Source organism: Mesorhizobium sp. WSM4807, assembly GCF_055811615.1.
In genome coordinates this window covers 1-26,873 of the sequence record NZ_JBVVQY010000015.1, presented here as the reverse complement: position 1 = coordinate 26,873, position 26,873 = coordinate 1, and the positions used below count along the sequence as shown (strand labels likewise).

Sequence of the window (26,873 nt, the reverse complement as noted above, 5' to 3'; positions counted from 1 at the left end):
CGTTTCCGTGGGCCGAAATACATGCCGCAGGAGGAATATGGTAATGAATAAATATGTCGCAGCCGCATTGACAATCGCGATCGCAATTGGCCCTGCCTCGGCTCTTGACGCGGGGCTTGGCGGTAAACTTGGCGGTGTCGGGGTCAGTGCTGGTGTGAGCGTCGGCTCGAAAGGCGCCTCTGTGGCGGGCGGCGCGAGCGTCGACGGAGTAGGGGGAGCAAGCCTTGGCGGATCGCTCGGCGCGGGCAAAGGATCGCTCGGTGCCGGACTTGGCGTCAGCGGCAACCTCGGCGGCGCAAGCGGCGGCCTATCCACAGGTGTCGGTGTGGGCGACCGTTCGTCCGGATCGGCCGCGGGCTCTGGGCAAGTCGCGAGCGGCAGTGCCGGCATCACGCCTGCCACCGCCAAGGCCAAGGCCGCGAGACAATTCGCCGTACTGCCGCGCGCGCTCAGGCCTTCCGGAACTGGTCGCGACGCGTTGGCGCCGATCACCAATGGCTATCCGTTGGGATTTGTGGCGCCACTGAAAGCGAAACCCGGTATCCCACAAGCTGTGGTGCGCGCCTGCCGCACGGCGATCGCGTCGGCTGCGGCGCCCCTTGGTGCCGTGCGTGTTCACGCGGTAAGCGCAGGTCCGTTGCAGCAACGTCGGGGCGCACTCACGGCGCGGATCGAGGTGCGCATACACTACGCAAGACAAGGCGGCATCGAGGTTCGGCAGGCGCGAGTCGGCTGTCGCCTCGATGCGGCGGGCAGGGTCACCGCGGTGACATAGGACGCGCCTCTCACGCAAAGGGTAGCACGAGAAATACAGTCAGGATTGGCCAGCGTTGCATGAGATTGCCCCTCCTCGATGCCGGGCCACAACCGCATTGTTGAGGGAGCAAATCAATCAATGAAAAGCCGCCCGGGCGGACGGCTCAAAATGCTTCCATGATTTTCAGTTACTTCCGCCTCAGGTGATGCGCTGGATGCTGGCCGCGATCTCCTCAGGCTCGAAGACCCGCTTCCAGTCGTCGCGCATCAGCACTGGCTTGCCGAACTCGATGGCCTTGTTGCAGGCGTCGGAGAACACGCCCTTGGTCTCGCCGAAGATGACGGCGCCGAGCACGTTCATGTGGCCAAGCAGGAAGTCGAGCGCGGCCTGCTGGTCGACGCCGCGGGCGACGACCTCGTCGACCGCTTCCTTCATGACGACGAGCAGGGAGGCGCAGACGGTCTCCGAAAGGCCCGGCTCGAGCAGCGCCATCTGGTCGACGGTGACGCGATGCGACCGCATCACTGGAGCCCATATGATCTTGGCGATCGCTTCGCCCTTGGCGAAATCTTGCTCCGGTCCCTGCATCAGCGCGCTGACCATATGCTGCTTGGCCTTGACGCCGCCGAAATAGTCCTTCTTGGCCGCCATGTCGGTCTCGTCGTTGAAGATCGGCGGATGACAGGGATGGGTGACGAAATAGGTCAGGTCCGGCCGCTTCGGCAAATGGCCGGCGAAAGGTGCTGCGGCGTCGAGCACGACGACCATGGTGCCGGAAGCAAGCTTGCCTTCGATGCTGGCCGCAACCTTGCCGATATGGGTGTCGGGAACCGCGAGGATCACCACCTCGGCGCCATTGAGCGCCTCGTCGGCGCCGACCGCGTCGATGCCCAGCCCCGTCTTCAGCCGCTCGCGGCCGGCGTCGCTGACCTCGACATGGCGTATGGTGTAGGGAGAGCCGCGAAAATTGGTCGACAGGCGGTAACCCATTTTGCCGCCGGCACCAAACAGCGCGATCGTTGTCATCTAGCCGTACTCCTGATCTCGAACGATGGCCCTGCCGATCGTCACCTTAGTAACTGGTATAATCACACTACCATGGATTGGCAATCCGATTTGGGACGAACGAGTTCAAGAGAGCCAATTCCATTGGCGCAGTCCCGCGCCGTGGCTGCGCCACTTGGTGGCGGCCTTCTCGGGATCATGAGGTGGATCGACATCGGAATGCCCGAGTCTTGTAGACGCAGATCTTTTGCATTGCCCGCGAGGGCGGGTCTTTTCAGGGTCCGGCGAGACCGGCAGTCCTGACGTTTAGGCGGTGGTCCGCTGCCAACCGTTTCAGCAGTATTCGTGGGTGCAGGATCATCAGCGTCCGGGAAACATCGCCTTCAAACCTTCGCGCGAGGCCTTGGCGACGCCGCGTTCCGTGATCAACCCGGTGACCAGCCGTGCCGGCGTCACGTCGAAGGCCGGGTTCGCCGCGGGCGTCGTCTCCGGCGAGATGCGGACCTGCGCGATCTCGCCATTCGCGGTCTTACCCCAAACCAGCGAGACCTCGTCGCTGGAGCGCTGTTCGATCGGGATTTCGGAAAGCCCGTCACCCACCGTCCAATCGATCGTTGGCGAGGGCAGCGCGACATAGAACGGCACGTCGTTGTCGGCGGCGGCCAGCGCCTTCAGATAGGTGCCGATCTTGTTGCAGACATCACCGTCGGCGGTGGTGCGGTCGGTGCCGACGATGACCATGTCGATCTGGCCGCGCTGCATCAGATGGCCGCCGGCATTGTCGACGACCAGCGTATGCGGCACGCCGTGGCCGGCCATCTCCCATGCGGTCAGCTGGGCGCCCTGGTTGCGCGGGCGCGTTTCGTCGACATAGACGTGAACGGGAATGCCGGCTTCCGTAGCCAGATAGATCGGCGCCGTGGCGGTGCCGTAGTCGACGGTGGCCAGCCAGCCGGCATTGCAGTGGGTCAGGATGTTTACCGGTTCGCCCGGCTGCTTGCGCGCCGCGATGTCCTTGATGATTTCAAGCCCATTGACGCCGATGGCGCGGTTGAGGCCGACATCCTCGTCGGCGATTTCACCGGCGCGCCGGTAAGCCGCCTGGGCGCGTTGTTCAGATGGAAGCGGCCGCAGGAAACCTCGCATCTCATCGAGCGCCCAGCGCAGATTGATCGCGGTCGGGCGTGTTTCGTGCAAGACCTCCCAGACGCCGTCGAGTGCCGCATCCGAAGGATCGTCGGCCATTTGCATGGCGACGCCATAGGCTGATGTGACGCCGATCAGCGGCGCGCCGCGCACCCACATGTCGCGGATCGCCGTGGCGATGCCGGCAACGGTGCCGACTTTTTCCACGCGGAAATCATGCGGCAGCCAGCGCTGGTCGATGATCTCCACCGAACGCCCGTCGTCGCTCAGCCAGATGGTGCGATAATGGCGGTCGCCGACGTTCAAATTCTGTTCTCCTGTTCGATCAGCGCGGCCAATTTGTTGACCTCGTCGATGCTGTGGATCTGGCGCCGGTTGACGGCGATGTGACGGCCGAATTTCAGCGCCTTTGCCTCACATGTGGCGCGCAGATCCTCGTCGGCAATGGTCTCGAAATCGGCGTTGTGCGCGAGGCCAAGAATGCGCCGGTGCACCTCGACGCCGGCAAAGCCCAGCATGTCGGTCCAGACCTGATGCAGCATGTGGTCGAGCGCCTGTTCGGCGCCAAGCCTGTCGCCCTGATCCTCGAACAGGCTCTTCTGGTAGAGCATGCCCGTGCGCTCGGTTCGCCACAGATGCGAGAACTCGGTGCGGAACACCGACCATGTGTCGACCGTCACATCGAGCAGATATGCGCGCATGGTGTCGCGCTTTCCATCCTGCTCGTGGCCACGCTGCGAGAAGAACGCCATCCAGAAATTGGCGAGCAGCATGCCGACGTCGAAGGCGATCGGGCCGTAGAAGGCGAATTCGGGATCGATCATCCGCGTTTCTGTCGCGGTGACCATGATCGAGCCGGAATGCAGGTCGCCATGCAGCAGCGTCTCCGCATTGGCCGCAAAAATGTGCTTCAGCCGCTGCGCCTCGACCTTGAGATCGCGGTCCGCCCGCAACTCTGCGACGATGCTGTCGAGCTGCGGGCTCGTATGCCGGTTCATCTTGGCGTCGAAATACGGGTCCGAGAACACCAGGTTCTCGGTGATGTCGCAGAGCTCGACATTGTCGGCGAACAGCGCCAGATCGGCTTTACGGTCCTTGGTCGCCATATGCAGGTCGGAGCCGCGAAACAGGGTGCGGGCCATGAACAGGCCGATGTCTCTCGCGATGTTCGGCAGCTGCCGGCCCTCGATCAGCGCGCGCCGCAGGATGATGTGCGGCGACAGATATTCCATGATGATCAGCGCCTGGCTCTCATCGAAGTGATAGATCGCAGGCACCGAACCTGGCGCTCTCGCCTCCTGCCGCGTCAGCGCGTGATACTCGAAGAAGGAGCGCTTCAACGGCAGCGGCCAGCTGTCGCCGACCAGGCGGACATAGGGTAGGGCCTGCTTGACGACGGCCGCACCCGTGGCGCCCTCGACGATGAAGACCAGGTTCAGATTGCCGTCGCCGACCTCGCGGACCTTCCAGCGGCTTGTATCTTTGCCGATATGCGAACACAGGGCATCGTTGGCGCCGAGGCGTGCTGCCAGGGTGTCGACCGATAGTGCTTCGAACGGCAATTTCCCAGTCATCCTCACCCTCCCGCTGATGTGCTCCCATCATAGTGGAGCCATGGCGGTTGATCCAAGCTAGGAAGCTCTCTGGCAATTGTCAATCGTGTTGACAATTGCCGGAACAGCCCCTAGCGTCGTGGTCATGGAGAAACGAATGGGCAATAATGCCGTGTTCCGCGTGCACGGCCTGAGGAAGTCCTTTGGCCATATCGAGGTGCTTGGCGGCGTCTCGCTCGATTTGCACGCCGGTGAAGTGACCGTGCTGATGGGCGCCAACGGCGCCGGCAAATCCACCCTGGTCAAGATCATAAGCGGCGTCTACGAGCGTGGCGGCGGCACGATGAGCCTTGCCGGCCACGACTTCGCGCCCCAGGACTTTGCGCTCCAGGATTTCGCGCCGAATACGCCGGCGGAGGCGATACGCGCCGGTGTCGTCACCGTTCATCAAAACATCAATGATGGTGTCGTAGCCGACCTCGACGTCGCCACCAATTTGACGCTCGACAGGCTGAGCGGCAGCGGCGCGCCGACCCTGTTCAATCCGGGCCGGGTGCGTCGCGAGGCAAAGGCGGTTGCCGACCGCATGGGGCTGGCCATCGACCTGAGAGCCCGGATCAGCGATCTCTCGCTGGCCGACCGCCAGATGGTGGCGATAGCCCGCGCCATGGCACATCAGCCGAAAGTGCTGATCCTCGATGAGCCGACGTCCTCTCTGTCCAGCGCCGAGGCCGACCGGCTTTTCGCGCTGCTCGACAGGCTTCGCGAGCACGGCGTCGCAATCCTCTACATCTCGCACCGCATGTCGGACATCAGGCGGCTTGCCGACCGTATCGTCTCGATGCGCGACGGCGTCATCTCAGGCGTTTTCGACCGCAAGCCGCTCGACTATGAAGGCGCGGTCAACGCCATGCTCGGCCGCAAGATCCACCTCGACCGGATCGTCGCCAGGAATTCGGCCAGGCCTGTCCTGACTATCGACGGGTTGCGCATTGCGCAAGGCGCCAGGCCGATCGCGCTGACGCTCGGCGACGGCGAAGTCGTTGCCATCACCGGCCTCGTCGGCGTCGGCAAGACCGCGCTCGCCGAGACGCTGTTTGGCGTGCGCAAGCCGCTGTCCGGCACCATGATGCTGAACGGCAAACCCTATGCTCCGGGTTCGACAGGCGAGGCGATCGCCGCCGGCGTATTTCTCGTCGCCAAGGACCGGGGCGAAAACGGGATCGTTGGCGACTTCAACATCCAGGAAAATATCAGCCTGCCGTTCCACAGGCGGATGTCGCGTCTGGGCGTTCTCAAGCGCCGCATCGAGCGCGCCACCGCCCGCCGGCAGATTCGGGAACTGGGCATCGTCTGCCGCTCGGAGAAGGACGAAATGTCGGCGCTTTCCGGCGGCAACCAGCAGAAGGTGATGGTCGCGCGCTGGATGTCGCAGGCCGCAAAACTGTTCATCCTGGACGAGCCGTTTCAGGGCGTCGACATTTCCGCCAGGCGCGATATCGCGGCCAAGCTGCGGGCGAGCGCGAACGGCCGTGCGACGCTGCTGTTCGTCACCGAACTCGACGAGGCGCTGGAGACCGCCGACCGCATCCTGGTGATGTCGGAGCAGACGATCGTTGGCGAACATCGCAACGCCGACGTCGACCTCGAGCGTCTGCTGGCCGAAGTGGCGGGCGGGCCGCTGCACAGCGCAGCGTGAGGCGGGCAGATAATGGGACGTGGAATGGAGAGGGCATGAGTTCGGGTTGGGTAAGGATGGCAGCGGCGCGCGACCATGCCATTCGCTATGGCTTCATCGTTCTGCTGTTCGGGTTGATCGCCTATTTCGCCGTCGCCGCCGATGGCTTCGTCTCGCCGCAGAGCGCCGTCTTCATCTTTCAGTCCGTCGCTATCACCGGCGTGCTGGCGCTCGGCGTCACCGCCACCCTGGTCGTCGGCGGCTTCGACCTGTCGATCGGCTCCGTCGCCACCAGCGCCATGATGGCGGCCGCCTATGTCATGGTGGTGCTGGAGCAGAACGCTGTCGTCGCGGTTGTCGCCTGTCTCGCGATCGGCGCCATCGTCGGGCTCATCAATGGCTGGCTGATCGTCTATATGCGCGTGCCGGATCTCCTGGCGACGCTCGGCATGATGTTCCTGCTCGTCGGTTTGCAACGCATCCCGACCGAGGGCCGCTCGATCGCCACCGGCATGACGATGCCCGACGGCTCGGTCGCCAACGGCACGTTCGGCGCCGCCTTCCTGGCGCTCGGCCGCCACCGCTTCGATTTCTTCATCCCGAACCTCATCCCGGTTTCGGTGGTCGTCCTGCTCGTGCTTGCAGTGATGATCTGGTTCTTTCTCGAATACACCCGTTTCGGACGCATGATGTATGCGGTCGGCAGCAACGAACGGGCTGCCGAACTCGCCGGCGCGCCTGTCAAGGCATACAAAATCTGGGCCTACGTTATCTCAGGGGTTTTTGCCTCGATCGGCGGCATTTTGCTCGCCGCGCGGCTTGGACGTGGCGACATCGCCTCGGGTAATAATCTCCTGCTCGACGCAGTGGCGGCGGCGCTCATCGGCTACGCGGTCCTCGGCGCCGCCAAGCCGAACGCCTTCGGCACGGCCGTCGGCGCGGTGTTTGTCGGCGTGCTGCTGCAGGGCCTGACGATGATGAACGCGCCCTACTACACGCAGGATTTCATCAAGGGCTTGGTTCTCGTGGTTGCCCTTGTCTTCACCTTCGCCCTTTCCGGCAGGGGCAAGAGATAGGATTTCGACAGATAGGATTTCGACCGGCTGAAATTTGAGTTCAACAAGTGGAGGAAACAACATGAAGATCACAAGAAGACTTTTGGCGAAGGCAGCACTCGGGCTTGCCGGCGCCGCGCTGCTGATGCAGGTCCCGGCGATGGCGCAGGACAAGCCGGCGCCGTTCGACAAACCCGGCGCCGTCAAGATCGCGCTGGTCCGCTATCTCTCGACCGGTGACTTCTTCCAGGCCTACCTTTCCGGCGTCGAAGCGCAGGCCAAGGCGCTTGGCGTCGATCTGCGCGTCCTCGACAGCCGTCAGGACGCTGCCCTTCAGGCAGACATGGTCGACCAGGCCATCGCGCTCGGCGTCCAGGGCATTATCATCCAGCACGGACTGACGGAATCGATGAAGGAAGCCGCCCAGCGCGCGGTCGACGCCGGCATCAAGGTCGTCGCCTTCGACGTCAATGTCGAAAACCCCAAAATACCGCAGATCGAGCAGTCCGACCGCGACCTCGCGCGCCTCGCGCTCGAACAGGCGATCAAGGACAATGGCGAGAGCTGGAAGGCCGGCTACGTCTACGTCGCCGGCATCGCGCCGCTCGACCGCCGCAACGAGACCTGGGTCGACTTCAAGAAAAAATATGCGGGAATCAACGAGGCGGCGATGTTCGGCACTCTCGACAATCCGATCGCCAATTCCGTCGCCAACCAGGCCCGCTCGGTGCTGTCGGCCAACCCCGACATCAAGGTGATGTTCGCGCCCTATGATGAATTCGCCAAGGGCGTGAAGATCGCCGTCGACGAGGCCGGTCTGTCCCAGGACATCAAGATCTATTCGGCCGACATCTCGACCTCCGACATCGCCGCAATGCGCGAGCCCGACAGCGCCTGGGCGGCAACAGCCGCGACCAATCCGGCTGTCGTCGGCCAGGTCTCGGTGCGCGCGCTGGCTCAGCTTTTGGCCGGCGAAGACCCCGGCCATAACGTCATCGTGCCGCCGACGCTGATCACCCAGAAGGACCTGATCGACAAGGACATCAAGAACATGGAAGACCTCTCGGCCAAGCTGCCGCAGTTCGCCCATGCCGATGTCGCGATGCCGGCCTGGATGCCGAACCCCAACGCCAAATAGCTTTTTGCGGCAGGCAAAAGAAAAGCGCGGCTTTCGGGCCGCTCTTTTTGCGTCTGGACTGTTCTTGAGCCTACCGCAGCGCCGCCGCGATGTTGCCGCCATCCACCGTCGTCACATCGGCGGTGGTCCGCTCGGCCAGCGCCTGATGCAGGAAGGCCTGGGCCACGTCTTCGGCCGTCACTTCCTGGCCGAGCAGGTTGCCCGCCATGTATTCCTTCTCCGACACGCCGCGCGCGCCCGAACGGCTGGCGATCATGGCGTCGGTCAAAAGCCCAGAACGGATGCGATCGGCGTTGACGGCATTCGAGCGGATGCCATGCGCGCCGTAGTCGAGGGCATATTGCCTGGACAGGAACAGCGTCGCCGCCTTTGGGACGCCATAGGCGCCGAACTTCGGCCCCGGATTGATCGCCTGCTTGGAGGTGTTGAACAGAAGCACGCCGCCGGTGCCCTGTTCGAGCATGATGCGCACCGCGTTCTGCGCCGCCGACTGGTGGGCGAAGAAATTGAGTTCGAAGCTCTTGCGCAAAGTGGCGTCGTCGAGCTCACCGATCCTGCCCTCCCAGGCCGCACCGGCATTCGAGACCAGAATGTCGAGGCCGCCATAGACGGCGACCGCCTTGTCGAACGCAGCGCGCATCTGCGCCGGATCGGTGATGTCGGCGCCGATGCCGATCGAACTGTTGCCTGCCTTCTTCGCCGCTTCCGTCGCCCTTGCCGCGTCGAGATCGACAACGACGGCATGGGCGCCGTTGTCGGCGAACAGCTTTGCGGTGGCGGCACCGATTGCGCCGGCGCCGCCGGTGACCAGCACAACCTGGCCGGTCAGCGGCTTCGGCTTATTGGCGGCGAGCTTGGCCTGTTCCAGCGACCAGTATTCGAGCGGGAACAGGTCGGCTTTGGACAGCGGACGGAAATCGCCGACCGCTTCGGCGCCGCGCACCGCCTCGATCCACATTTCGCCGACGTCGGAGGCGATCTTCGCGTCCTTCAGTGTGCGGCCATGGCCGAACATGCCGAGGCCCGGCACCAGCGTCAGCCGCGGCATCTGGTCAAGCATCGTGCGCTTCACATCGTCGAGCGCGTCGTTGGTTTCGAAGTAGGTGCGATAGTTGTTGGCGAACGTCTCGACATGTTGGCGGATGACGGGTTTGTAGTCGCCGACCTTGTCCGCGTCGGGCGCCGGCAGCGCCATCGGTCCGGTCTTGATGCGGATCGACAGGTCGGGTGTCGACACGCCGCGCCCGGCATAGTCGGCAATGTCAGCCGAATTGATGAAATCGACGATCGCGTCCGAGGTGCGGAAATCGCTGATCATGCGGTCGAAGCGGCCTTCGCCGCGCGCCACCGCCACCGCGCCGCGCAGCATCGGCGCAATGTCTGCAGGCTTCGCCAGCCTGGCCGGCAAGGCCGCCTTTTCGGTGCGTGGCTTGCCGTGGCTGGCGATGAAATCCTCGGCAAGGTTCACATAATGGATCATCCGGTCATAGGCCTGTTTGGCATCGTCACCGAAGGTGAAAATGCCATGCTTGTCGAGGATCAGGCCTTCGACCGTAGGGTCGGCATCGAAAACATCGGCCGCCGCCTTCGCCAGGTCAAAGCCTGGCATGATGTAAGGCACGAACCCCATCTTGCTGCCGAAGACCTTCTTGCTCAGCGCCTCGCTGTCCTCCTGGTCGACAATGGCCAGGATGGCGGTCGAGTGCGTATGGTCGACGAACTTATGCGGCAGGAAGGCGTGCAGCAGCGTCTCGACCGAAGGGTTGGGCGAAGACGGATCGATGAGGTTTACCCGCTGCAGGGCGACCATATCTTCGTCGGAGAGTTTTTTGAGCGACCGCGCCTTGAGCAGCGCGCCGAGCTTGACCGCCGGCAGGCCCTGCGGCTCGATGACGCCCATGTCCCAGCCGCTGCCCTTGACGCAAAGCACGTCCCATTCGTCGCCGACGAGATCGGTGGCCTTTGTCTTGCAGGAGGTGTTGCCGCCGCCATGCAGGACAAGCCGCGGTTCGCCGCCCAGAAGCCTGGTCGTATAGACGCGCAGCGCCAGGTCGCGGGCCACACCCTTTTTTGCATAGTCGGCAACCAGCTTCTCCGCGTCGCCGTCGTTCCACAGGTTCTTCATGTTCGCTTCGTCCGATTTGCTCGTTGTGAAACAGGAATGCCGCGACGCCTTGATGACAATGCGTCCGCGGCGGAGTTTGCGTGCCTAGGCGACCTTTTCCGCTGCCGGTCCGGCATGGTCGAGCAGCCGTCGCGCCATCCGAGCGCCGACCACCAGATGCGTGCACAGCCCACCTGCGATCGCCGCCACCAGCGGTCCGAATTTGCTGTCCTCCTGCACCACCACGAGGCGCTTTTCAATCTTGCGCAGCGATGACAGCTCCGCCGAAATGATCCGCCGGTTGTAGCTGCAGTCGAGCGCCTTGCCTTGCGCGTCGATGATCTGCCCGGCGATGACGCCGGCAGCCCCGGCACGGCGCAGCACATCCATTTCGCTAGCCGTCAGCGCGCCGCATTTGACGACATGGCTGTCGGCGTCGACGGTGCCGACCGAGTAAAGCGCCAGATTGCACGCACTGATGCCCGACAACTGCTCGCGGATCACCGGCTCGGCGCGCAGGCCGCGCGCCAGTTCTTCCGTCGTCAGCACCAGCGGTGCATAGAAATTGAGCCCCTTGGCGTTGAGCCGGCGTGCGATTTCCATGGTGCATTGGTCGGGCCGGTAGGAATAGGGGGCTCCCAGATTTCCGCAGAGCTGCACCACCGTGACGTCCTGCAGATCGGCATAGGACATGATGTCGGCGATCGTATAGATGGTCCGCCCCCAGGCGACGCCGATGCGGTCGCCCCTCTTGATCAGTTCGAGAAAGACGCTTGCCGCCAGCACCGCGATGTCGGTCGACGGATCGGCGACATGGCCGTTTTCCGGCGCTATCCAGACGGCATCGAGCTTCAACGCGTCTTCAAGCTTGCGCGCCAGGACATCGTCGGTGAAAAGCTGGGTCGAGGTCGAGATGTTGACGATGCCGGTCTCGCGCGCCTTGCGCAGATACATGGCGACCGAGGCTCGGGAAATCTTGAGCTGGCTGGCCACCTGGTCCTGGCGCAAGCCGTGGGCATAGTAGAGCCAGGCGGCCTTGTGAATAAGCTGTTCTGCCGGTCGGATCGCCATGCCATCTCCTTGCTGACATTATTCACGGCTCTCGACAAAAGTCAAACCGAGCGAGGGTAAACGATGCCCTTTCGCTTGCTTTATCTAGATCATCATTGTGCCAAATGCGCCCTATCGTGGCATCGTTGGTGGTGACGGGCCGGAAGCCTGTGGGGTAGAAGGTCTCGATCAGACATTACAGCGCCGCGCGTCCTTTCGGACGCGCAAAGGACGCTGTAACACTTTGATCTTGCGCATGCCCCCGAAAATCGATTCCGATTTTGGGGGGCATGCGCCAGGGGAGGACGGGATGGGAAATCCCTACGAACAGGATCTCGACAGGAATCCAGCCAACCACCAGCCGCTGACGCCGCTCAGCTATCTCGAGCGGGCGGCAAAGACCTTTCCCGATCATGTCGCTATCATCCATGGTCGCCAGCGCACGACCTATCGTGATTTCTGGCGGCGGTCGCTGAAGCTTGCCTCGGCGCTGCAGAGGCGCGGCATCGGCAAGGGCGACACCGTCACCGTGATGTTGTCCAACACGCCGCCGATGCTGGAAGCGCATTTCGGCGTGCCGATGATCAAGGCGGTGCTGCATTCGCTCAACACCCGCCTCGATGCCGCGGTCATCGCCTTCCAACTCGACCATGCCGAAACCAAGGTGCTTGTCGTCGATCGCGAATTCGCAAATGTCGTCAGCGAGGCGCTGGCGCTGGCTAAGGTAAAACCGCTGGTCATCGACTATGACGATCCCGAATACGCCACTGATGCCCCTTATCCCAAGGGCGAGCGGATCGGCACGCTCGACTACGAGAACTTCGTCGCGGGTGGCGACGAGGATTTCGCCTGGCCGATGCCGGACGACGAATGGGATGCGATCTCGCTCAACTACACTTCCGGCACCACAGGCAATCCCAAGGGCGTCGTCTATCATCATCGCGGTGCGGCACTGATGGCCTACGCCAACACCATCCATGCCAGTATGGGTAAGCATGCGGTGTATCTGTGGACGCTGCCGATGTTCCACTGCAATGGCTGGTGCTTTCCATGGACGCTGGCCGTGCAGGCCGGCACCCATGTCTGCCTGCGTTGGGTGCGGCCGAAGCCGATCTATGACGCCATTGCCGATCATGGCGTCACCCATCTGTGCGGCGCGCCGATCGTGATGTCGGTGTTGATCAATGCCAGGGACGAGGACAAGCGGCAATTTCCGCAGACGGTCACCTTCAGCACGGCCGCGGCACCGCCGCCGGAAGCAGTGCTGTCGGGCATGGCCGATGCAGGCTTTGCGGTCACTCACCTCTATGGCCTTACCGAGACCTATGGCCCGGCCGTCGTCAACGAATGGCATGGCGAGTGGGACGGGCTCGACAAGGGTCTCAGGGCGGCGAGGAAGGCCAGGCAAGGTGTGCGCTATGCCGCGCTCGAGGATCTGACAGTGATGGACCCCGAGACGATGGAGGAGACGCCGGCCGACGGCGAGACGATCGGCGAGGTCATGTTCCGCGGCAACATCGTCATGAAGGGCTATCTGAAGAACCGCAAGGCGAGCGACGAGACCTTCGCCGGCGGCTGGTTCCACTCGGGCGACCTCGGCGTCAGGCATCCCGACGGCTATATCCAGCTCAAGGACCGCTCCAAGGACATCATCATTTCCGGCGGCGAGAACATCTCCTCGATCGAGGTCGAGGAGGCGCTCTACAAGCATCCTGCCGTCGCCTCCTGCGGCGTCGTCGCCAGGCCCGACGACAAATGGGGCGAGGTGCCGGTCGCCTATGTCGAGCTGAAGCCGGGCGGGACGGCGACCGAAGCCGAGATCATCGATCACTGCCGCGCGCTGCTCGCCCGCTTCAAGGTGCCGAAGGCGGTGATCTTCGCCGAAATCCCGAAGACCTCAACCGGCAAGATCCAGAAGTTCAGGCTGAGGGAGATGGCGAAGGCCAGTGCACCACAGCTTTGAGCCAGTCGCCGCTGGCATCCAGCATGAATGAACCTTTCAGTCGTGCCCGACGACATAGCTGTGTTCCGATTACTCCGCAGTCGCGGAGGTAATCCAAAATCGGGGATAGAACACATGAAGAGCTTACTCTTGCTTGCCGGGACAGCCGCCCTCGGCCTTGTTATCGTCTCTGGATCGATTGCACCCGCTGAAGCCGCCGGATGCTATTATCGGTTGTACCATGACGGTCATGGCGTCGTGACCGGAAAACTCGCAATACAGGGATACGCCTCCGCCGCCAAACTGGACAACGCCTGCGATCGCGCGCGTCGCGAATGCAATCGCCGCTTCGAGCGAGCGCGCAAAAAGGGAAATATCCCTCGTAGCGGCCCGCGTGATGTGCGCTGCATTCGCACAGCGGCGGGATAAAACGTGTCGCTCTAATGCATGTCGCGCAAAAGTGTGCAGCGGTTTTGCGATAACGACGTGCATAAAACAATAACCTAAAGCGCGTCGCATGTGCCCGGTCAAACGCGACGCGCTTTAGGGTGCCGGCCGGCCATCGCCAAGACGCGAAGGTCGGCTGTTGCTTTCGAGTGTCGAAGGCGGGCACGGACATTGACCTCGACACGGCTCGGGCGCCAATTAATTGCAACCTCGCAAGCTCACAACCAGGCTCGGTCCCGACGGGCATTTACCGCGCCAGATCCGCATGCGATCGCGCCGCACAGAAAGTGCCGCCTCTTTCAACGGCATGTCGAGCCCGATATACTTGCTCATGGTTGTTCTCCGTTCGATGCTTGGGCCCGGCGTCCAGTCGTGAGCCCGTATTTCCATCTTATCGGGGAACAACCACCCGCTCTTCAATGCCGTGACCTTCCGGCCTTGGCGGATCGCTCCCGCGATTGCCTCGCAGCGGCTGGATCGGCTGAACGGAGCAAACAAGATCACTCAGTGTCGGATCGAGCGCCTCCCGATCGTCCTCGATACAGAACCAAGAAGATTAGCAGGAGGAGCATTCCAATGGAGAACACGGCGCGCGACGCCGAGGCACACATCCAGGCGCTCATCGAGCGTTGGGCGAATGCCGTGCAGCAGCAAGACCTGGAGACAATCATTGCGGATCACGCGACGGACCTTGTGATGTTCGATGTCCCACCCCCGAACGAACTCAGGGGAATTGAGGCCTACCGCGATAGCTGGGGCCCGTTCTTCGAGCACTTCAAGCAGGGCGGCGTTTTCGCGATCGAGCGGCTGGATGTCACGGCGGGCGACCGGGTTGCTTTTGCTACCGCATTGCTGCGGTGCGGCACCAGGGAAGAGCTTGAAAAGGACCCGGCAACCCGCCTCCGGCTCACCGTCGGATTACGGAAGGAAGGTGACCTTTGGATCATCGCTCACGAGCATCACTCGTATCCTTACAAGCCGGACTGAGCAGCGCATCGGGGTCAAGCGATCGTGACAGCGCGAGTGGTGCAATTGGCGGAGGAGGAAACTCATGCCGGTTCTCAGAACATCAGAGCCTGAAGGTCAAGACGAGATCCTTCCTCGGCCATGGGCGCGAAAAGCCGCCGCGGTCAGGAAAGCCGGGCGGATCGTCGCCCTGACCGGGGTCATACTGCCGCTTCTCATGATCGGCGGGATGAAGTTCACGGCTGTTGAGATCGAGGCGTTGAGGCCGCTGATCGGCGGCACGCCTTGGCTCGCCTGGATGTATCCCGTATTTGGTGAAGCCGGTGCCTCTTATGTGCTTGGCGTCGTCGAGATCGCGACCGCGCTTCTCCTGATTGCCTCTCCCTGGTCGACGCGCGCCGGTGTCGCCGGCGGGGCATTGGCCGCCCTGATTTTCCTGGTCACCTGTTCGATCATGGTTGCCCTGCCGATCTGGGAGCCTACGCTGGGCTTTCCCGCGCTCGGTCCCGCCGGTCAGTTCCTGATCAAGGACATTGCGCTGCTCGGCATCGCGATTGTCGTACTGGGCGAAAGCCTGAACAGATTAAACAAATCCGCTACCTAAGCGAATCCAGGCGAGTGGCAGACCACGCCATCCGCACAGCCGCGCCAAATGGCGGGGCTCCGCCTGCTGCGACATCGTGGGACAGGCACAGCTTCGCTGCCTGCGCGGCCACCCGGACTACACCTTCGACTAGATCGAAAACGCCCCGCTCGCCACCACAATGCCGCGTCCAGAGACGCTCACTGAGCCGGCATCTACATCTACCTCGATGATGCTGGTACGTCCGAGCGCCGTGCCTTGCTCGATCTTGATTACGCCGGGCTGTGCAAGACCGTGTGCAACGAGATGTGCGGCGAGCGGACCAGCCGCCGTACCGGTTGCCGGATCCTCGGAAATGCCAACAGTCGGGTTGAAAAAGCGTGCATACGCCGTGGTTTCGGGCAGCCGTGGATCGAGTGAGAAGACGTAGCAGCCTTCCCCGCCGATCTGGTTGAGCAGGTCGAAAAGCTGTTTGGCATCCGGCGAAATCCGGTCGACGGCTTCGCGATCGCGGATCGGCACCAGGAGATGGGCAGCACCGGTCGAGACCACCTGGCAAGGCACGACCTCAGCCGCTATTTCTTCAGTATCAAGGCCGAGTGCCGTGGCAAGAGCGCCAAGGTTTGAGAGCTGCCGGCCGGCCGCTGGGGCTTCTTGCTGCATAATGATCTTTTCGAGTTTCCCTTGGCTTTGCCAGATAGCCAATGGATACACCAAGTCGCCGATCTGTTGGTGAAACCATGTTGGCCCATCGCCCAGATCGAGCCGCCCCGCTGCAGCGAGCCACCACCAAGCCCCTAGCGTGTTGTGGCCGCCAGCACCGAAAACCTCTACGCCTTTCGGCGTGAAAGAGCGCAACTTCCAGTCGGCGTCCTCCCGGGTCGCCGGTAGCACAAAGGTTGTCTCGGACTGGTTGAACTCACGTGCAATGTTCTGCATGATCTCGAGCGCCAACTCGCCACCGCCGTCGACCACCGCAAGTGAATTGCCCGTCAGCGGCTCTACCGCGAAGACATCGACGAAATGAAATGGAATTGTTCTGCTCATGGTTTCCTCCGATGACCTGCGGGCCCGTTTCAGTCGTTCGGCTGAATGTTTGGACGGTTGCCAATGTCCTGCATTGCAGAACAATCTCTAGCGAAGATGCGAGAGCACGTTGAGCAGTTTGCCGGTCGGGTCGGCAATGAAGAAACGTCTTACGCCCCACGGTTCGTCGGTCAAATCATAGACCAGTCTGCAACCGATCTCGTTTGCGCGAAGATAAACCGCGTCGACATTGTCGACCTCGATCGACAGATCGGGCACCGGCGCGCCTGAGCCGCCCTCGCTGGCGATGCTGATCTGGGGGATGGTGGTTTCGCTGGACGCCAGCGTGACGAGCCACCCGTGATCCATGACGGCATCGAGCCCGAACAAGTCGGTATAGAACTTCCGAACATCCGGAATGCTGTCTGTGGCGATATTCGAGACGATGCGCAGCACGGTCATCCCAACTCTCCTTTCCGCGGCTTGGATGATAACGCATTGCTGCGCGCCGCGGAGCACGTCTTGAATAAAATAAGGCGCCCGATCACCTGAGCCTGGCGGGTGGCCCGTGCACGGCCCGCAGCAGGCTTCATTAACGCTGTTCACGCCCAAGTTGTGTCAACAGATGTCACCAGTCGCCCAAGACGGATAATGTCGCAGTTGACAGGCGGGCGATTTCGAATTACGAGTGACGAAATTCAAAATTCGTCACTCGTAATTGAGCTAATGAAACACGATGAATGATACCCTTGATACCCTCGATACGGCGGCCGACGTGGTCCGGCAGGAGAATGTCGCGCGCATCCTCGATTGCGCAGAGCGGCTGTTCCGCCACTACGGCTATGGCAAGACCAACGTCGCCGACATAGCTCGTGAACTCGGCATGTCGACGGCCAACATCTACCGTTTCTTCGCCTCCAAGGTCGAAATCCACCAGGCCGTTTGCGGCCGCATGCTCGCTACCTGCTACCAACTGACCTACGACGCCTGCCATGGTCCCGGAACAGCCAGCGAAAAGCTTCGCCGCTACGTTCAAACTCATTATCAGTGGACCCGCGACACCATGCTCGACCAGGAGAAGGTGCACGAAATGGTCGTCGTTGCCATCGAACGCGATTGGCATGTCATCGAGAAGCATATCGACAGGATCCGCGGCTTGGTGGCGGAGGTGATCAGCGACGGTATCGCAACCGGCGAGTTTGCCGATCAGGACCCGGAAGTCGCTTCGCGGTGTTTCAGCGCCGCTATCATCACCCTCTGTCATCCGCAGATGGTCGCCCAGTGCCTTGCCAAAAAGAATCGGGCGATGCCGGACGAGCTTATCGAGTTTGCGATCAGGGCCTTGAAGAAATGACCGGCGTCCGCCGGTCGTCGACAATCCATATCCAGTTCGGGAGTACGCAAGTGCCTTTGTCCAAATCCATCATGAACAGGCTGCCGGCCATTGGTCCGGCTCTGGTCGTCGTCGCGGCGCTTGGGCTCGCCGGCTGCTCGCAAGAAAAAGTGGAAGTCAAGGACATCGTCCGGCCGGTCAAGGTCGTCGAGATCGCCAAGGCGAACGATACCCGAGAGCTTTCCTACTCCGGATCGGTGCGCGCCCGCACCGAGATGAACCTTGGCTTCCGCATCAACGGCAAGATCACCGAGCGCTTGGTCGACATCGGCCAGCGCGTGAAGCCGGGCGATGTTCTTGCCCGCATCGATCCCGCCGACTACGACCTTTCAGTCAACAGCGCCGAGGCCAGCCTCGAGGCGGCCGAGCGGCAGGTCGAGACGACAGGCCTTGCCCGCCGTCGTGCCGAACAGTTGTTTGCCAAGAACTTTGCATCGAAATCGCAGCTCGAACAGGCGACGCTCAGCTATGATCAGGCGGTCGCCACCCGAAATTCCGCCCGCTCAGCGCTAGACCAGGCGAAAAACCAGGTCCTCTACACCGACCTCAAGGCGGACAGGAGCGGCATCGTCACATCAGTCGCCGCCGATGTCGGTCAGGTGGTCGGCTCCGGCACGCCGGTTGTGACGGTTGCCGTTGATGGCGAAAAGGAAGTGCTGATCGCCGTTCCGGAAATGGATATCGCCCAGTTCAAGCCGGGCAAGAATGTCAAGGCAAGCTTCTGGTCCGACGATGCGTTGACGCTCGACGGCAAGGTCCGTGAAGTCGCCGGCAGCGCCGATCAGCAGTCGCGTACCTTTGCCGTTCGCGTCAGCCTGCCCAACGATCCGCGCGTGCTTCTCGGCATGACCGCGAACATCGAGGCTTCGGCGGCCAACAGCAGCCCGCAAAGCGTATCGATCCCGTTGAGCGCACTGGCGCAAAAAGATGGCCAGCAGATCGTCTGGACCGTGGACCGCAACGGCGAGACCGTCCATGCGCGTCCGATCAAGGTCGCCGAGTTCACCGCCGACGGCGTGCATGTTGCCGAAGGATTGAAACCCGGCGACGTCGTCGTTGCGGCGGGCACGCAATTCATGGCCGAAAATCTCAAGGTCAAGCTGCCCGGCGATGCGGTGCAACAGTCCGCATCGGCGGACGATGATGGCGACGTCGCCAAGCGCGTGCGCTGACGGCCAAGAATAAAACGGCTTTTCCTCGCATCGGCGCAAGCCGCGAGGTCAAGCGGTTCATGGTTTCCGGGCGGCAGGGTGCCCGATTGTCGAGACGTCAGGTCGATGTAACCCCCCACATCGATCCTTGCGTCCCACCGCGATGAGTGTCTCTCCGCTCGGAAAGCCTCGCCGCCCGGAAGCCAGCATTAGAAGCTCCGTGGGCATGCCGTGTGCGTGCGCTGACGATCAGACAAATGGACTGGCGCTATGACCACCGACACCAATGAAAAGCGGCCCTTCAATCTTTCGCGCTGGGCAATCGGGCACCCGAGCATTGCGCGGTTCCTGTTCGGCTTGATCATCGTTGCCGGTGCGCTCGGCCTGATGCGCATGGGCCAGAAGGAAGACCCGGACTTCACCTTCCGCGTCATGGTCGTCCAGGCTGTCTGGCCGGGGGCCTCGATCCAGGAGATGGAGGACCAGGTCGTCAACAAAATCGAGCGCAAGCTGCAGGAAACCCCGCATCTCGATTTCGTCCGTTCCTACACGCGCGCCGGCAGCGCCATCATCACCTTGCAGGTGGAAGGCGACACCAATCCCACGCAAGTCGCGGATGCCTTTTACCAGGTGCGCAAGAAGGTCGGCGACATCGCCAATGAGCTGCCTCAGGGGCTGCTCGGGCCCTACTTCAACGATGAGTTCGGCGACACTTTCATCACCTTGCATTCGATCAGCGGCGATGGCTACAGCTATCCCGAGCTGAAGAAATTAGCCATCCAGGCGCGTGACATGCTGCTGACGACGCCTGGCGTCGAAAAGGCCGTGATCATCGGCGACCAGCCGGAAAAACTCTACATCGACGTTTCGTCCAAGGTGCTAGCCGAGCGTGGCCTGACGCTCACCGATCTGCAGAACGCGATCAAGGGCCAGAACAATGTCGATCCGGCAGGCTCGGTCGACACCGGCCAGCGTTCGGTGCGCATCTCGGTCGAAGGCAACGTGACGGAGGCGGCCGACATTCGCGAACTTCGCCTGCGCGCCGGCAACCAGGTGACGCGCCTCGGCGACATCGCCACCGTGACCACAGGCCTCGAAGACCCCTATCAGCGCAAATACCGCTTCAACGGCCACGACAGTGTCCAGGTTGGTGTCGTCATGGCCAAGGGCTTCAACGTCACCGATGTCGGCAAGGAGGTTGAGGCGACCTATCACCGCTTCGAAGAGGCGTTGCCTTACGGCGTTTCGGTCGATCAGATCGCCGACCAGCCGGAAGTCGTCAGGGAAGCGGTGACCGAGTTCATGGAAGCGCTTGGCGAGGCGCTGTTGATCGTGCTTGTCGTCTCGTTCCTGACGATCGGCTGGCGTTCGGGCCTGGTGATCGCGATCACCATTCCGCTCGTTCTGGCCGCCACCTTCGCCATCATGTACGAGATCGGCATCGATCTGCAGCGCATTTCGCTCGGCGCGCTGATCATCGCGCTCGGCCTGCTCGTCGACGACGCGATGATCGTCGTCGAAATGATGGAGCGCAAGCTCGAGGAAGGACTGGTCAAGGTCGAGGCGGCGAGCTTCGCCTATACCTCGACGGCCTTCCCGATGTTGTCCGGCACGCTGATCACCACGGCCGGCTTCATTCCGGTCGGCTTCGCGGCCTCGACGGCCGGTGAATACGTACGCACGCTGTTCTACGTCGTCGGCATCGCGCTGGTCGTCTCCTGGTTCGTGGCGGTCTACTTCACGCCGTGGCTTGGTCATATGATCCTCAAGCAGCGAAAACACGCCGGCAGCCATCACGATGTTTTTGATACGCCCTTTTACCGCCGGCTTCGCGCCACCGTCGGCTGGTCCGTGCGCCACCGCATCATCGTGCTGGTCATGACACTGGTGACCTTCGCAACCAGCCTGTGGGCGTTCCAGTTCATCCCGCAGAATTTCTTCCCGCAGTCATCGCGTCCGGAAATCCTTGTCGACCTCTGGCTGCCGGAGGGCACCAGCATCAAGGAAGTCGAGACGCAGGCCAAGGCGCTCGAAACCAGGATGATGGACGACAAGGACAAGCGCTTCATCGCCACCTATATCGGTGAGGGCGCGCCGCGCTTCTTCCTGCCGCTCGACCAGCAGCTTCGCAATCCGAACTTCGCCCAGCTTCTGGTGATGGCCAATGACGAACCGGCCCGCGAACGGCTGATCGTCAAGCTGCGCACCATTCTGGCCGAGGATTTCCCGTCGGTCCGGGCCAAGGTCGACCGCCTGTTCCTCGGGCCACCCACGGGCTGGCCGGTGCAGATGCGCGTCATGGGCCCGGATCGCCAGGAGGTGCGCCGCATCGCCGACGAGGTGAAGGCGAAGTTCCAGGCAAATCCGCTGCTCGAGGCCGTTCACGACGACTGGCTGGAGCCGGTGCCGGAGATGAAGCTGGTGATCGACCAGGATCGCGCCCGGGCGCTCGGCGTCACCTCGCAGCGCATCCGCCAGGTGCTGCAGGCAAGCATGTCGGGGGCGCCGCTCGATGATTTCCGCGACGGCGAGGAGACCGTTTCGATCGTCGCCCGGGAACCGGCGGTGAGCCGCCACCTGCTGTCGGCGGTCGACTCGGTCTCTGTCCCGACGGATTTCGGTGGCTTCGTGCCGCTGTCGCAGGTCGCCAAGGTCGTCCCGGTGCTGGAGCAAGGCGTCGAATGGCGGCGCGACCGCCTGCCGACCATCAGCGTGCGTGCCACGCTGCCGGATGGCGTGCAGTCGAACGATGTCGTCATGAAGATGTACAGCGAAATGCAAGGCCTGCGCGACGGTCTGGCACCCGGCTACAACATCGAGATCCAGGGCGGCGCCGAGGATTCGGCCGAAAGCCAGGCCTCCATTGCTGCGAAAGCTCCAATCATGCTGGCCGTCATCGTCGTGCTGCTGATGATCCAGCTTCAGCACTTCGGCAAAGCGATGCTGGTGCTGGCGACCGGTCCCCTCGGCATCATCGGCGCGGCGGCGGCACTTTTGATCAGTGGCGCACCGTTCGGCTTCGTCGCCATCCTCGGCGTGATCGCGCTGCTCGGCATCATCATGCGCAACTCGATCATCCTGGTCGACCAGATCGACCAGGATATCGCGGCCGGCATGGAACGCTCGGAGGCCATCATCGGCTCGGCGGTCCGCCGTTTCCGGCCGATCATGCTGACGGCGTTGACGGCGGTCCTGGCGCTGATCCCGATTTCGCGCGGCGTCTTCTGGGGTCCGCTCGCCTATGCCATGATGGGCGGAATCCTCGTCGCCACCGTGCTCACCATCCTCGTCCTTCCGGCAGGCTATGCCTTGTTCTTCGGCAGGGAGCGCAAGAAGGCCGAAGATGCGGAGCAGGCGGCCGAGCCGGAGCTGGCAGAAAACGACGACAGGCCGCGACTGGCTCTGGCCGCCGAATAGAGCTGTTGGCAGATGTGACGTCCAGGGGTTAAATCCGCCCACCGGCAGGAGCGCAGGAGGACATCATGACCGTAGCTCAGACACCGGTGGCGCTGCGCCGGCCGATCGACGGACGCCACCGCCAGATGTTCGTCGATGGCGCCTGGGTCGACGCCCGCTCGGGCCGCACCATGGAAACCCGCAATCCAGCCACCGGCGCGGTCATTGCCACGGTGCCGCGCGGCGACCGCCAGGATATCGATCTGGCCGTCTCCGCGGCGCGCAAGGCCTTCGACGGGCCGTGGAGCCGGTATAAGTCCTATGAGCGGCAGGTGCTGCTGCTCAGGATCGCTGACCTCTTCGAAAAACACTGGGACGAGATCAGCCGGTCGGACACGACCGACATGGGCATGCCGATCATGCGCACCCGCGCCAACCGCAACCGCGTCATTGGCATGTTGCGCTATTACGCCGGCATGGCGACGTCCCTGCATGGCGAGACGATCGAGAACTCGCTGCCGGGCGAAATCGTTTCCTTCACCCGCAGGGAGCCGGTCGGCGTCGTCGGCGCCATCATCCCGTGGAACGCACCGACGGCCGCTTCGATCTGGAAGATCGGGCCGGCGCTGTCGACCGGCTGCACGGTGGTGCTGAAACCTTCGGAAGAGGCGCCGCTGACGCCGCTTCTGATCGCCGACCTCATGAACGAGGCCGGCGTCCCGCCAGGTGTCGTCAACATCGTGACCGGCACCGGCGCCGAGGCAGGTGCGGCACTTGCCGAGCATATGGGCGTCGACAAGATTGTCTTCACCGGCTCGACGGCAACCGGCCAGTCGATCGTCCGCGCCTCGGCCGGCAACCTCAAGCGCGTCTCGCTGGAGCTCGGCGGCAAGTCGCCGGTCGTCGTCTGCGCCGACGCCGATCTCGACAAAGCGGTGCCGGTGGTGGCGATGTCGGTGTTCGCCAATTCCGGCCAGATCTGCATCGCCGGCTCGCGCCTGTTCGTCGAACGCTCCATCCATGACGAGTTCGTCGAGCGGCTGGCGGCCTATGCCGAGGGTCTCAGGATCGGCGACGGCATCGATCCGGCAACCGAGATCGGCCCGCTCGTCTCCGAAAAGCAGCTGCAACGGGTCGCCGCGTATCTCGAAGCCGGCACGGCGGAGGGCGCGACCCTCGTTACCGGCGGCACTCGCGTTGTGGAGGGTGCGCTGGCCGCCGGCAATTTCGTCGCGCCGACCGTCTTTGCCGGCGTTTCGGACGACATGAAGATCGCGCGCGAGGAGATCTTCGGGCCGGTCATTTCGGCACTGCCGTTCGACACGCTCGATGAGGCGGTCGAGCGAGCCAACAACACGCCTTATGGTCTTGCAGCGGGGGTCTTCACCCGCAATGTCGCCACCGCGCACCAGCTATCGCGAAAAATCCGCGCCGGCTCGGTCTGGGTGAACACCTATCACGCCATAGATCCGGCCGTGCCTTTCGGCGGCTACAAGATGAGCGGCTATGGCCGCGAGGGCGGTGCCGAGCACCTCGACGAGTATCTCAACACCAAGGGCGTGTTCATCAAGATCGATTGAGCGATCCGCCTGCCAATCCTCCACCGCGGCGCTGACCGCCAAGATGCCGGCAAAGCCTGAAACAAAAAACCCGCCTCGGCGGCGGGTCGTTGCTCGGGTAGTGTCTCAGTTTGAAATCTGATTTTTCGCTTTGAGCGAGATCGGGTCCGTCTCGATTAGCCGAAGCGATCTCACCATGTCGGCAGTTTGAGTCTTGTAATTGAGAAAATGTGGCGTGGTGAGGTGCGCCTCATAGGCCGCTTGATCAGCGTAGCCTTCAATCACCAGCACCTTATCGCGGCTTCCCTTGACCGACAGCGCGTACAGGAAGATGACCCCAGGTTCTAGCCGCACCGAGGCTTCAATCTCTTCTGATAGGAGTGCGCCGTAAGCCTCGATCTGGTCGGGATCGATCTCCAGTTCTGCTATCCTGACAATCATTCGCTATTCCGCTTCTTGTACCGGTCGCAATGCGCATGACGCGGACGGCGTTGCCGATCACGTCGGCGGGGCGCTTCTGGCCTTTAGATCCGGTTGGCATGGCTACTCTCCTGAAGCGGCGGGCACGGCAGATCGGCATATGAGCAGAAAACGCAGCAATCGCCGGCTAAGGGCTTCAGGAGTACCCTGCAGTTTTTGCATTCGTAGAAGTGAACGCAGGCGTCGGTCGGCATCGTTTCCACAGACTGGTGCCCACAGTCCGGGCAAGTGATGGTGCTCTCAAGCTTCATTGCCGCCAATGCTTTCCGCTAAGCATATAGGAGTTCGGCCCGGATCGCGACAAGCGCGGCGTCAAATTTCAAACTGAGACACTACCCGACCTCGCGATCGCGAGCTTCCAGTGAGCGAGCTTGCGACGAGCCTCTGGAAGCAAATCGGATCGAGCGCGCCGGTCCGCACTCGATCCTTTCAGGCCAATATCAGATGACGAACAGCCAGTTGGCGAGCAGCATCACAGCGACGCCGGCGATCAACGTCAGGTAGGGCAGGATGCCCGCCTTTCTGACGGCGAGATCGGACGATTTCATGCCGAGATCAGCCAGCATGTGGTCGGGGAATTTGCCCTTGTCCTGGATGTAATGCCGGAAGCAGAACACCGGGATGATCAGGGCAGCCGTGATCAGTCCTGCCCACAGCGCCATCGGGTTCCAGACCTTGGCGCCGGCGCCCATGAAGATCATGTTGACATAGGAAAAGATGGCGCCGACGCCGAGCAGCCAGCTCGGTGCCTTCCACGGCCGCGCGAAATGGCCGTTGTCAATGCGATGGATCCAGCCGGCATTGAGGTTGAGGAAGTTGAAGATGATGTATCCGCAATTCGACACGGCGAGGATGAAGAAGAAGCTGGTTGCATCTGCCGAAGCGATGGCCAGCACGAACAGATTGAAGATCAGGTCGGTCCACATGGCGCGGGTCGGGGCGCCGTGTTCGTTGACATGGCTGAGATAGCGCGGCAGCCAGCCGTCGACGGAACCTTGGTAAAGCGTGCGCGAGGACCCCGCCATCGCCGTCATGATGCACAGCACCAGGGCCAGGATCATCAGCATCACCAGAAGGCTATGGATCAGCTGGCCGCCACCGACCATGCCGGCCAGTGCGTCGGCAACGCCGGAGCCGTCGACGATCGGGGTCGCCAGCATGCCGTTCAAGCCGAGCACGCCCTGGAAGGTGAACGGCACCAGGATGAACAGCAGCATGCACAGCAGGCCGGAATAGAAGATCGCCTTGAAGGTGTCGGTGCCGGGATTCTTGAACTCGGAGGTGTAACAGACGGCGGTCTCGAAACCGTAGGTCGACCAGGCGGCGATGAACATACCGCCGAGAACTAGCGTCCAGCCGGCGATGTTCCACGCCCCGGGCTCGGGCGCATAGGCGGCCGCGAGCGGCACCAGCGGCGAGAAATTCGCCCAGTCGATCTGGCCGGTGAGGATCGGCACGACGCCGACGATCAGCATCGGAATGATGACGAACAGGCCGATATATTTCTGCACATTGGCGGTGCCAAGGATGCCGCGATGCTGGATGGAGAAGATGATCAGCATCAGCACCGCACCGATGAAGAAGGTGGCGTTGAAGGTGAAGGAGACCGGGCCCAGCGTGTGCCCGTAGAGCGTCCAGTTGCGGATCGCCGGTGTGGCGGCCGCGCTCACCGCCGTGATGGCGTCGGCGGCACTGGTCCCCGTATTAGCGGCGATATAGGCGGCGACTTCCGGTGAGGTGTCGGTAAACAGCGGCACCGGCGCCAGCGCGTTGAGGATGTAGGCGGCGGCGATCGAGCAGCCGAGCGACAGCACCGGCGACCAGGCGAACCAATTGCACCACACCGAAAGCGGCGCGATGAACTTAGAATAACGCAGCCAGGCGGTGGCGCCATAGATCGAGGCGCCGCCGGACTTATTCGGAAACAGGCCGGCGATTTCCGCATAGGTGAAGGATTGCAGGAAGCCCATGATCATGGACACGGTCCAGATCAGGAAGGCCAGCTTGCCGGTCGTGCCGGCAATGCCGCCGATCGAAAACAGGACAAGGGCAGGAACGCCGCTTGCCACCCAGAAGGCGCCGCGCCAATCGATGTTCCGGTGCAGCTTCCCTTCGGCAGCCGGCACCAAGGCAGAGACTATCGTGCTCATTTACGTGAATTCCCCATTTTGATGTTCCCCATCGGCGACGGCCGACACTTCGCGATGCGTCACCGCCGCACGCGTTGAACGATTTCGGGCGTTTTCCGCTCAGTAGTATTTTTTTCTTGGGAGTGAAGATTGACGCGTCACGCTTTCACGTCAAGCGTTTTTGTGAAGCTATGCACATCGCAGATGTCGGACATGCTCTTACCTTCTCCCACAAGGGTGTTTGGACTGGGGACATCGCGAACAGGTGTGCGAGGACATCGCGAACAGTTTTGCGCATTGTGCGCGAGGGGGTTC

22 protein-coding genes and 1 pseudogene are annotated in these 26,873 nt (G+C 62.4%); 12 read left to right on the top strand and 11 right to left on the bottom strand.

What is annotated here, in order from left to right; translation table 11 throughout:
- The first annotated feature begins 43 nt into the window (after window positions 1-43).
- On the top strand, window positions 44-775 hold the full coding sequence (locus AC0L3N_RS19940) for a hypothetical protein (protein ID WP_473549167.1): 732 nt from the start codon (window positions 44-46) through the stop codon (window positions 773-775).
- 180 nt (window positions 776-955) lie between these two features.
- On the opposite strand, the gene AC0L3N_RS19935 is transcribed toward AC0L3N_RS19940, so the two are convergent.
- From AC0L3N_RS19935 to mtnK, 3 genes are all read right to left on the bottom strand, one after another.
- Window positions 956-1,783 (bottom strand): phosphogluconate dehydrogenase C-terminal domain-containing protein, encoded by an 828-nt coding sequence (locus AC0L3N_RS19935; protein WP_473549166.1) that lies wholly within the window; start codon window positions 1,781-1,783, stop codon window positions 956-958.
- 339 nt (window positions 1,784-2,122) lie between these two features.
- Complete coding sequence (gene mtnA / locus AC0L3N_RS19930) at window positions 2,123-3,214, bottom strand: S-methyl-5-thioribose-1-phosphate isomerase (RefSeq protein ID WP_473549165.1); 1,092 nt, start codon at window positions 3,212-3,214, stop codon at window positions 2,123-2,125.
- Complete coding sequence (mtnK, locus tag AC0L3N_RS19925; protein WP_123146922.1) at window positions 3,211-4,482, bottom strand: S-methyl-5-thioribose kinase; 1,272 nt, start codon at window positions 4,480-4,482, stop codon at window positions 3,211-3,213. Before mtnK ends, mtnA begins: the two co-directional genes overlap by 4 nt.
- Before the next feature lie 136 nt (window positions 4,483-4,618).
- Here mtnK and AC0L3N_RS19920 point away from each other — a divergent pair, with 136 nt between their 5' ends.
- The 3 genes from AC0L3N_RS19920 (at window position 4,619) to AC0L3N_RS19910 (ending at window position 8,332) form a co-directional block, all read left to right on the top strand.
- Window positions 4,619-6,160, top strand: a complete 1,542-nt coding sequence (locus tag AC0L3N_RS19920; protein WP_473549164.1) for a sugar ABC transporter ATP-binding protein — start codon at window positions 4,619-4,621, stop codon at window positions 6,158-6,160.
- Between the two features lie 35 nt (window positions 6,161-6,195).
- Window positions 6,196-7,215 carry an ABC transporter permease gene (locus AC0L3N_RS19915; protein ID WP_473549163.1) on the top strand — a complete coding sequence of 340 codons (1,020 nt, stop codon included), beginning with the start codon at window positions 6,196-6,198 and terminating at the stop codon, window positions 7,213-7,215.
- A 61-nt stretch (window positions 7,216-7,276) separates the two neighbouring features.
- Window positions 7,277-8,332: a substrate-binding domain-containing protein gene (locus AC0L3N_RS19910; RefSeq protein ID WP_473549162.1), complete on the top strand. Its 1,056-nt coding sequence runs from the start codon at window positions 7,277-7,279 to the stop codon at window positions 8,330-8,332.
- Between the two features lie 70 nt (window positions 8,333-8,402).
- Here AC0L3N_RS19910 and AC0L3N_RS19905 read toward each other — a convergent pair whose 3' ends face one another.
- Window positions 8,403-10,457: a bifunctional aldolase/short-chain dehydrogenase gene (locus AC0L3N_RS19905; protein ID WP_473549161.1), complete on the bottom strand. Its 2,055-nt coding sequence runs from the start codon at window positions 10,455-10,457 to the stop codon at window positions 8,403-8,405.
- A gap of 84 nt (window positions 10,458-10,541) precedes the next feature.
- Window positions 10,542-11,507 carry a sugar-binding transcriptional regulator gene (locus AC0L3N_RS19900; protein WP_473549160.1) on the bottom strand — a complete coding sequence of 322 codons (966 nt, stop codon included), beginning with the start codon at window positions 11,505-11,507 and terminating at the stop codon, window positions 10,542-10,544.
- 289 nt (window positions 11,508-11,796) lie between these two features.
- Between AC0L3N_RS19900 and AC0L3N_RS19895 the strand changes: the two genes are divergently transcribed.
- Together AC0L3N_RS19895 and AC0L3N_RS19890 are read left to right on the top strand one after the other, a co-directional pair.
- Entirely contained in the window at window positions 11,797-13,449 is a 1,653-nt protein-coding gene (locus AC0L3N_RS19895) for an acyl-CoA synthetase (RefSeq protein ID WP_473549159.1), read from the top strand.
- 114 nt (window positions 13,450-13,563) lie between these two features.
- Window positions 13,564-13,857, top strand: a complete 294-nt coding sequence (locus AC0L3N_RS19890; RefSeq protein ID WP_133254706.1) for a hypothetical protein — start codon at window positions 13,564-13,566, stop codon at window positions 13,855-13,857.
- Between the two features lie 240 nt (window positions 13,858-14,097).
- Here AC0L3N_RS19890 and AC0L3N_RS19885 read toward each other — a convergent pair.
- Window positions 14,098-14,208: pseudogene (locus tag AC0L3N_RS19885) on the bottom strand (IS110 family transposase); the annotation flags it as partial.
- Window positions 14,209-14,451: 243 nt separating this feature from the next.
- Between AC0L3N_RS19885 and AC0L3N_RS19880 the strand changes: the two are divergent.
- Both AC0L3N_RS19880 and AC0L3N_RS19875 read left to right on the top strand, forming a co-directional pair.
- A complete protein-coding gene (locus tag AC0L3N_RS19880) occupies window positions 14,452-14,862 on the top strand; it encodes a YybH family protein (RefSeq protein ID WP_123146928.1) in 411 nt (136 codons plus the stop codon).
- A 64-nt stretch (window positions 14,863-14,926) separates the two neighbouring features.
- Window positions 14,927-15,445: a DUF417 family protein gene (locus AC0L3N_RS19875; protein WP_473549158.1), complete on the top strand. Its 519-nt coding sequence runs from the start codon at window positions 14,927-14,929 to the stop codon at window positions 15,443-15,445.
- Window positions 15,446-15,574: 129 nt separating this feature from the next.
- Here AC0L3N_RS19875 and AC0L3N_RS19870 read toward each other — a convergent pair whose 3' ends face one another.
- Together AC0L3N_RS19870 and AC0L3N_RS19865 are read right to left on the bottom strand one after the other, a co-directional pair.
- Window positions 15,575-16,555, bottom strand: a complete 981-nt coding sequence (locus AC0L3N_RS19870) for a PhzF family phenazine biosynthesis protein (protein WP_473549157.1) — start codon at window positions 16,553-16,555, stop codon at window positions 15,575-15,577.
- 3 nt (window positions 16,556-16,558) lie between these two features.
- Complete coding sequence (locus tag AC0L3N_RS19865; RefSeq protein ID WP_123146931.1) at window positions 16,559-16,912, bottom strand: VOC family protein; 354 nt, start codon at window positions 16,910-16,912, stop codon at window positions 16,559-16,561.
- Between the two features lie 274 nt (window positions 16,913-17,186).
- On the opposite strand from AC0L3N_RS19865, the gene AC0L3N_RS19860 reads away from it, so the two are divergent.
- The 4 genes from AC0L3N_RS19860 (at window position 17,187) to AC0L3N_RS19845 (ending at window position 23,970) form a co-directional block, all read left to right on the top strand.
- Window positions 17,187-17,804, top strand: a complete 618-nt coding sequence (locus AC0L3N_RS19860) for a TetR/AcrR family transcriptional regulator (RefSeq protein ID WP_123146932.1) — start codon at window positions 17,187-17,189, stop codon at window positions 17,802-17,804.
- 71 nt (window positions 17,805-17,875) lie between these two features.
- Complete coding sequence (locus AC0L3N_RS19855) at window positions 17,876-19,015, top strand: efflux RND transporter periplasmic adaptor subunit (protein ID WP_425294084.1); 1,140 nt, start codon at window positions 17,876-17,878, stop codon at window positions 19,013-19,015.
- A 249-nt stretch (window positions 19,016-19,264) separates the two neighbouring features.
- On the top strand, window positions 19,265-22,411 hold the full coding sequence (locus AC0L3N_RS19850) for an efflux RND transporter permease subunit (RefSeq protein ID WP_473549156.1): 3,147 nt from the start codon (window positions 19,265-19,267) through the stop codon (window positions 22,409-22,411).
- Between the two features lie 65 nt (window positions 22,412-22,476).
- Complete coding sequence (locus AC0L3N_RS19845; RefSeq protein ID WP_473549155.1) at window positions 22,477-23,970, top strand: aldehyde dehydrogenase family protein; 1,494 nt, start codon at window positions 22,477-22,479, stop codon at window positions 23,968-23,970.
- 105 nt (window positions 23,971-24,075) lie between these two features.
- On the opposite strand, the gene AC0L3N_RS19840 is transcribed toward AC0L3N_RS19845, so the two are convergent.
- The 3 genes from AC0L3N_RS19840 to AC0L3N_RS19830 all read right to left on the bottom strand — a co-directional run bounded on the left by AC0L3N_RS19840 (window position 24,076) and on the right by AC0L3N_RS19830 (window position 26,579).
- Window positions 24,076-24,390 carry a putative quinol monooxygenase gene (locus AC0L3N_RS19840; RefSeq protein ID WP_473549154.1) on the bottom strand — a complete coding sequence of 105 codons (315 nt, stop codon included), beginning with the start codon at window positions 24,388-24,390 and terminating at the stop codon, window positions 24,076-24,078.
- Window positions 24,391-24,473: 83 nt separating this feature from the next.
- Window positions 24,474-24,680: a GDCCVxC domain-containing (seleno)protein gene (locus AC0L3N_RS19835; protein WP_473486021.1), complete on the bottom strand. Its 207-nt coding sequence runs from the start codon at window positions 24,678-24,680 to the stop codon at window positions 24,474-24,476.
- A gap of 189 nt (window positions 24,681-24,869) precedes the next feature.
- Entirely contained in the window at window positions 24,870-26,579 is a 1,710-nt protein-coding gene (locus AC0L3N_RS19830; RefSeq protein ID WP_473549153.1) for an APC family permease, read from the bottom strand.
- Between the last annotated feature and the right edge of the window lie 294 nt (window positions 26,580-26,873).